This is a genomic window from Actinoplanes sp. NPDC048791 (assembly GCF_040650095.1).
GTDB lineage: Bacteria > Actinomycetota > Actinomycetes > Mycobacteriales > Micromonosporaceae > Actinoplanes.
The window spans coordinates 1-6,653 of sequence record NZ_JBEZGQ010000436.1 but is presented as its reverse complement, the minus strand read 5'-3'; the positions used below and the strand labels follow the sequence as shown (position 1 = coordinate 6,653).

Below are 6,653 nucleotides of genomic sequence, written 5' to 3'. Positions count from 1 at the left end.
CCGGCAGCAGCCTGAGCGAGCCGGCGGACGCCGCCGGGACGGCCGCGGCGGCAGGGGTACGCGAGCAGCTCGGTTCCGCGATCGCCGGCCTGCACCGGCTCACCGGCCCGCACTTCGGCTACACCGGTGACCGTCCGGCCGGCACCGACTGGCCGACCGCGTACGCCGCGATCATCGCCGCTCTGCTGGCCGACGCGGCCGACTGGGAGGTACCGCTGCCACCGGGGATCGACGCGCTCGCCGCCCGGCACCACGCGAACCTGGCCCAGGTCACCCGGCCCGCGTTGCTGCACTTCGATCTCTGGGACGGCAACGTGCTGGCCGCTGGCGGCCGGCTGACCGGGCTGGTCGACGGCGAACGCTTCCTGTGGGGCGACCCGTTGCTGGACCTGGTGTCGCCGGCTCTGTTCCACCGCATCGAGGAGGAGCCGGAGCATCCGTTCCTGCGCGGGTACGCCGCCGCGACCGGCCTGGTGCTCGACGACGCCGCCCGGACCCGGCTCGGGCTCTACCGCGTCCACCTCTACACGCTGATGCTGGCCGAGGGTCCGAGCCGCGGCATCCCGGTCGGCAGCGAACGGCACGACTATCTGACCGTGCTGCTCGAAGGAGAGCTGCGCGACCTGAAGTGACGCAGTTGCGAGCCTGAACGGCTCGACGGCCTGGCATCTGCGGCCTAGGCTGGCGATCGTGACGACGTACCGGATCGGTGAGGCGGCCGAGCTGCTCGGGGTCAGCGTCGACACCGTGCGCCGCTGGATCGACGCCGGCCGGCTGGCGGCCGAGCGCGACGGCCACGGGCACCGCACGGTCGCCGGCGCCGATCTGGCCGCGTTCGCGCGTTCGCTGGCCGACGAGCCCGACACCGGTTCCCGGCGCTCCTCGGCCCGTAACCGGCTGCGCGGCATCGTCACGGCGATCACCCGGGACGCGGTGATGGCCCAGGTCGACATCCAGGCCGGGCCGTTCCGGCTGGTGTCGCTGATGAGCCGGGAGGCCGTCGACGACCTCGGCCTGGAGGTCGGCTCCCCGGCGACCGCGGTGATCAAGTCCACGACCGTGGTCGTGGAAAGTGGGGACGACGCATGAGGGCACGACGGCTGGCCGCGGTCGCGGTGGCCGCACTCCTGGCGCTCTCCGGGTGCAGTTCCCCGGTCTCGGACGAGCCGGTCGGCGGCGGCTCGCCCGGTTCAGCCGGCCCCGGCAGCGACGCCGCCGGACCCGTGACGGTGCTGGCGGCGGCCTCGCTGACCGAGTCGTTCACCGCCATCGGCACGAAGTTCGAGCAGCTCAACCCGTCGGCCGAGGTGAGCATGTCGTTCGGTGTAAGCGCCGGCCTGGCCCAGCAGATCACCGCGGGCGCCCCGGCCGACGTGTTCGCCGCGGCCAGTGCCGCCACCATGAAGACGGTCACGGACGCGGGCGCCGCCACCGGCACCCCGGTCACCTTCGCGCGCAACCAGCTCGTCATCGCGGTGCCGAAGGGCAATCCGAAGGGGCTGACCACGCTGGCCGCCCTGGCCGGCTCCGGCGTCAAGGTGGCCCTCTGCGCCGAGCAGGTGCCGTGCGGTGCGGCCGCCGGAAAGGCGTTGTCCGCGGCCGGCGTACGGCTGACGCCGGTGACCCTGGAGCAGGACGTCAAGGCCGCGCTGGCCAAGGTGAAGCTCGGCGAGGTGGACGCCGCGCTGGTCTACCGCACCGACGCGAAAGCGGCGGCGGCCGACGTCGACGGCGTCGAGTTCCCGGAGTCCGCCGGGGCGGTCAACGACTACCCGGTCGTCGCGCTCAAGGACGCGCCGAATCCGGCCGGCGCGACCGCTTTCCTGACTTTCCTCCGGACCCCCGAGGCGCAGCGGATCCTCACCGACGCAGGGTTCCAGCAGCCCTGAGCCGGTCACCGTCCCGAGCGCCGCTGGCCCTGGCGATCCCCGCGATCATCGGGCTGGCGTTCCTCGTGCTGCCGCTGGCCGGGCTGCTGATCCGGGCGCCCTGGACGACCCTGCCGCAGCGGCTCACCGAGCCCGGCGTACTGGCGGCCCTGCGGCTGTCCCTGCTGACCGCGACCCTGGCGACCGTGGTGTGCCTGCTGCTCGGCGTACCGCTGGCCTGGCTCCTGGCCCGGGCCCGGTTTCCCGGCCGGCGGCTGGTCCGGGCGCTGGTGACCGTGCCGCTGGTGCTGCCTCCGGTGGTCGGCGGGGTCGCGCTGCTGCTGGTCTTCGGCCGGCGCGGCCTGGTCGGCGGGTGGCTGGACGCCACGTTCGGTTTCAGCCTGCCCTTCACCACCGCCGGAGTGGTGGTGGCCGAGGCGTTCGTGGCGATGCCGTTCCTGGTGATCAGCGTCGAGGGGGCGCTGCGCGGGGCGGACCCGCGCTTCGAGGCGGCCGCGGCGACGCTGGGGGCGAGCCGGTGGACGGCGTTCCGGCGGGTCACGCTGCCGCTGATCGGGCCGGGGGTGGCAGCCGGGGCGGTGCTGTGCTGGGCCCGGGCGCTGGGTGAGTTCGGCGCGACGATCACCTTCGCCGGCAACTTCCCCGGGCGCACCCAGACCATGCCGCTGGCCGTGTATCTGGCCCTGGAACAGGACCTGGACGCGGCCATCGTGCTGAGCCTGGTGCTGCTCGTGGTCAGCGTGGTGATCCTGGCCGGGCTGCGTGACCGCTGGCTGGGTGCGCCGTGAGCCTGGACGCGCATCTGATCGTCCGGCGGGACGGCTTCACGCTGGACGCCGTGCTGCGCGCCGAGGCCGGTGAGGTGGTGGCGTTGCTGGGCCCGAACGGCGCCGGCAAGACCACCGCGTTGCGGGCGCTGGCCGGACTGGTCGCCCTGGACGACGGTTACCTCGAGCTGGACGGCGAACGCCTGGACGACCCGGCGGCCAAGGTGTTCACCGCGCCCGAGCACCGGCACATCGGCGTGGTCTTCCAGGACTACCTGCTGTTCCCGCATCTGTCCGCGGTGGAGAACGTGGCCTTCGGACCGCGCTGCCGGGGCGTGCCCCGAGCGCGGGCCCGGGCCGAAGCGGCCGAGTTGCTGGGCCGGGTCGGGCTCGCCGAACACACCGGCAAGAAGCCGCGGCAGCTCTCCGGCGGTCAGGCCCAGCGGGTGGCCCTGGCCCGGGCGCTCGCCACCGGGCCGCGCCTGCTGCTGCTCGACGAGCCGCTCGCCGCGCTGGACGCCCGGACCCGGCTCGACACCCGGGCCCACCTGCGCGGCCACCTCGCGGCCCACACCGGGCCGACGGTGCTGGTCACCCACGATCCGCTGGACGCGATGATGCTCGCCGACCGGCTCGTCATCCTGGAGCACGGCCGGGTGGTGCAGACCGGCGACGCGGCCGCGATCACCTCCCGGCCGCGCACCGAGTACGTGGCCCGGCTGGTGGGACTCAACCTCTACCGCGGCCGGGCGGACGGCGAGCTGGTCCGGATCACCGACGACTTCGCCCTGACCACGGCGACGCCGCTGCACGGCGACGTGTTCGTGGCCTTCCCGCCCGCCGCCGTCGCCCTCTACGCGGCGCGCCCCGACGGGAGCCCCCGCAACACCTGGCGGGCCACCGTGGTGGCCGTCTCCCGGCACGGGGACGCGCTGCGCATCGAGCTGACCGGCGGGATCACGGTGGCCGCCGACGTGACGCCGGCGGCCGCCGTGCAGCTGGGACTCGAGCCCGGTCGTGAGGTCTGGGCCAGCCTCAAAGCGACCGAGGCGACGACCTACCCCGCTGAGCCGACCCGCGGCGGAAAACCCATGACAGATCCTTACTGAGCCGTAAAGGTGTAGCTACCGGAGGCCAGGCTGTAGATCGCCGTGCCACCGCTGTAGCCCTGCGGCACAGCTTCCGCCGGGGCGGTGACAGCAGCCGCGGACGACGCCGGGACCTGGACCGTGGCCGTGGCGTTCGGCGGGACCACCACTTTCAGCGTCAGCGTGGAGCCGGTGCGGGTCCACTCCGAGCGCGTCTGGCCGTACCCCGTCTGCAGTGACGCGGTCGCGGAGGTGAGCGTACCGCCGGGTTTGGGGGCGATCAGCACCTGCCGGTAGCCCGGCGCGGCCGGGGCCACCCCGCCCACCGTGCGGTAGAGCCAGTCCCCCACCGAGCCCAGGCCGTAGTGGTTGAACGAGTTCATCCCCACGTCCTGCAGCGAGCCGTCGGGCCGGATCCCGTCCCAGCGCTCCCAGACCGTGGTCGCGCCACGCGAGTTCATGTACCCCCAGCCGGGATAGTCCGGCTGCTGCAGGATCCGGTACGCCGTGTCGGCGTGCCCGTGCTCGGCCAGCACCGGCAGCAGATTCTCCACGCCCATGAAGCCCACGGACAGGTGCCCGTTGCGGCTGGCCACCTTGGCCGCGAGCTTGTCCGCCACCGCCTGGGCGCGGCCGGCGGGCACCAGGCCGAAGGCGAGCGCGAGCACGTACCCGGTCTGGCTGTTGCTGCCCACGGTCCCGTCGGCGGCGACGAACCGGTTGGTGAACGCCGCCGCGATCTGGTCGGCCAGCGTGCCGTACCGGGTCGCCTCGGCCGTACGCCCGGTGGCCGCGGCCATCCGCGACAGCAGGCGCGCCGACCAGCCGAAGAACGCCGTGCTGGAGACGTCGTTCGGGGTGTTGTCGTCGACGTTGAGCCAGTCACCGAAGGTCTCGTGGTCGCGGATCAGGTCCGCGCCCGCGGTCGACCTGAGGTAGTCGACGTAGCGGGCCATGGCCGCGAAGTGCTTGTCCACGACGGACAGATCGCCGTAGCGCTGCCACACCGTGTACGGCACGATCACCCCCGCGTCGGCCCAGCCGGCCTTGCCCGCGCCGTCGATCACGGCCGGGGCCACGTCGGTGAACGCCCCGTCGGCACGCTGGGCGTCGACCAGGTCGTCGGCGAACTTGGTGAGCAGCCCGTGGGTGTCGAAGTTGAACGTCGAGGTGGCCCCGAACGCCGCGATGTCGCCGGTCCAGCCGAGCCGCTCGTCGCGCTGCGGGCAGTCGGTCGGGATGGACAGCATGTTGGAGCGCGCACCCCAGAGGATGTTGTGCTGCAACTGGTTGACCAGCGGATCATTGGTGGTGAAGGTGCCGGTCTCGGCGCCGTCGGTCCAGGCGGCGAGCCCGGTGAGGCTGTCCGCGGTGGGTGTGCCCGGGAAGCCGGTCAGCTCCACGTACCGGTAGCCGTGCACGGTGAAGTGCGGTTCGAAGACCTCCGGCGCGCCCGTCCCGGCGAGCGTGAAGGTGTCCGTGGCCTGGGCGGCACGCAGGTTGGCGGTGTAGAGCGTGCCGTCGGCGTTGAGGATCTCGCCGTGCCGCAGGGTCACCCGGGTGCCGGCCGGGCCGGTCACGGTGAGCCGGTTCCAGCCGGCGAAGTTCTGCCCGAGGTCGGCGATGAAGACACCGGGCTTGGGCTGGGTGATGCTCTTCGGCCGCAGCTGCTGCTGCACGGTGACGCCGGGGTCGACCTGAGCGACCAGATTCGGCTTGGCGGCGGTGCGGACGGTGACGGCGGTGCCGGCCCCGGGCCGGATGCGGGCATCCTGATCCTCGCCGTGGTACAGGTCGTCGGCGACGATCACGCCGGCGGTCGCCGACCAGGAGCCATCGGTACGCACGTCAGTCCGCGTCCCGTCGGTGTACTCGATGGACAGCTGCGCCGAGTACCAGGGCGAGGTGCCGTAGCGCTGGCTGCCGGCGAAGCCGATGTTGCCCGAGTACCACCCGTTGCCGACGAGTGCCCCGAGGGTGTTGCTGCCCTGCTTCAGGCTGCTCGTGACGTCGTAGGCGCGGTACTGCAGGCGGTCGTTGTAGTCGGTCCAGCCGGGCGCGAGCCGTTCGGCGCCGACCTTGGTGCCGTTGAGATAGGTGTCGTGCAGGCCCAGCGCGGTGGCGAAGAGCCGGGCGCGGGCGACCGGCTTGCCGACGCTGAAACCCTTGCTCAGGTACGGCGTCGGGTTCGGCACCGTGACCTGCGCGCCCCACGGGCCGGCCCCGTAGGCAGCCGTCACCTTGGCCGCGGCCCAGCCGGAGTCGTTGAAGCCAGGCTGTTCCCAGCCCGCCGGACCGGACTGCGCGGCCTTCCACGCACTACCGGTCGCCACGGTGGTCGAGCCGCTGGTCAGCTTGGCGATGACACTGGCCGGCCCGGCCACGTTGTTGGTTGCGGCGATCGCGATGGTGTTCGTCCCGGCCCGCAGCTGCGCGGTGACGTCCACTGTGGTCGCCCGCTTCCACGAGTCGGTGACGCGGCGCGAGGTGCTGACCCGGGAACCGTTGACCCACACGTCGGCGGTGTCGTCCCCGGTCACCACGAGGGTGGATTTCGCCACTGCGGCCAGGTCGAAGGTGCGCCGGAAGAACCGCTGCTCGGCCGGGGCGGTGGTCGCCGGGTCACCCTCGGGATACCAGATCCACTCGGCGCCGGTGAGGTTGGCCGTGGCCGGGCCGCCGATGAAGTCCGCCTGCCACTCGGCCGCCGGGTTGAACAGGCCGGTGTCGAAGCGGGCGGCGGCACTCCACGGGCTGGGCCGGCCCTGGGCGTCCCAGACCCGTACCCGCCAGTGGTAGGTGCGGTTGCTGGCCAGCGCCGGTCCGCCGTACGGGATGTCCACGCTCTGCCCGGAAGTGACCTGGCCGCTGTCCCAGAGGTCCGCGGCGCCCGGGGTCGTGCCGACGGT

General features: G+C 73.1%; 6 protein-coding genes. 5 read left to right on the top strand and 1 reads right to left on the bottom strand.

Annotation, left to right across the window (positions count from 1 at the left end; all coding sequences use genetic code 11):
• The 5 genes from AB0C29_RS27110 to AB0C29_RS27090 all read left to right on the top strand — a co-directional run.
• On the top strand, nt 1-632 hold a 632-nt coding region (locus tag AB0C29_RS27110), incomplete at its 5' end, for an aminoglycoside phosphotransferase family protein (protein WP_360825577.1).
• 58 nt (nt 633-690) lie between these two features.
• Nucleotides 691-1,089, top strand: coding sequence for a TOBE domain-containing protein (locus tag AB0C29_RS27105; protein ID WP_360825575.1), 399 nt, complete (start codon nt 691-693; stop codon nt 1,087-1,089).
• Nucleotides 1,086-1,889: a molybdate ABC transporter substrate-binding protein gene (gene modA, locus AB0C29_RS27100; RefSeq protein WP_360825572.1), complete on the top strand. Its 804-nt coding sequence runs from the start codon at nt 1,086-1,088 to the stop codon at nt 1,887-1,889. The genes AB0C29_RS27105 and modA overlap by 4 nt, the downstream gene beginning before the upstream one ends.
• Nucleotides 1,886-2,677 (top strand): ABC transporter permease, encoded by a 792-nt coding sequence (locus AB0C29_RS27095; RefSeq protein WP_360825580.1) that lies wholly within the window; start codon nt 1,886-1,888, stop codon nt 2,675-2,677. Before modA ends, AB0C29_RS27095 begins: the two co-directional genes overlap by 4 nt.
• Nucleotides 2,674-3,765, top strand: coding sequence for an ABC transporter ATP-binding protein (locus tag AB0C29_RS27090; RefSeq protein WP_360825568.1), 1,092 nt, complete (start codon nt 2,674-2,676; stop codon nt 3,763-3,765). Before AB0C29_RS27095 ends, AB0C29_RS27090 begins: the two co-directional genes overlap by 4 nt.
• On the opposite strand, the gene AB0C29_RS27085 is transcribed toward AB0C29_RS27090, so the two are convergent.
• A partial coding sequence (locus AB0C29_RS27085; RefSeq protein WP_360825565.1) for a family 78 glycoside hydrolase catalytic domain occupies nt 3,759-6,653 on the bottom strand: 2,895 nt, incomplete at its 5' end. The genes AB0C29_RS27090 and AB0C29_RS27085 overlap by 7 nt on opposite strands.

Coding starts and splice junctions, on each gene's coding strand:
- modA (WP_360825572.1), top strand. CDS start 1,086: ATGAGGGCACGACGGCTGGCCGCGGTCGCGGTGGCCGCACTCCTGGCG.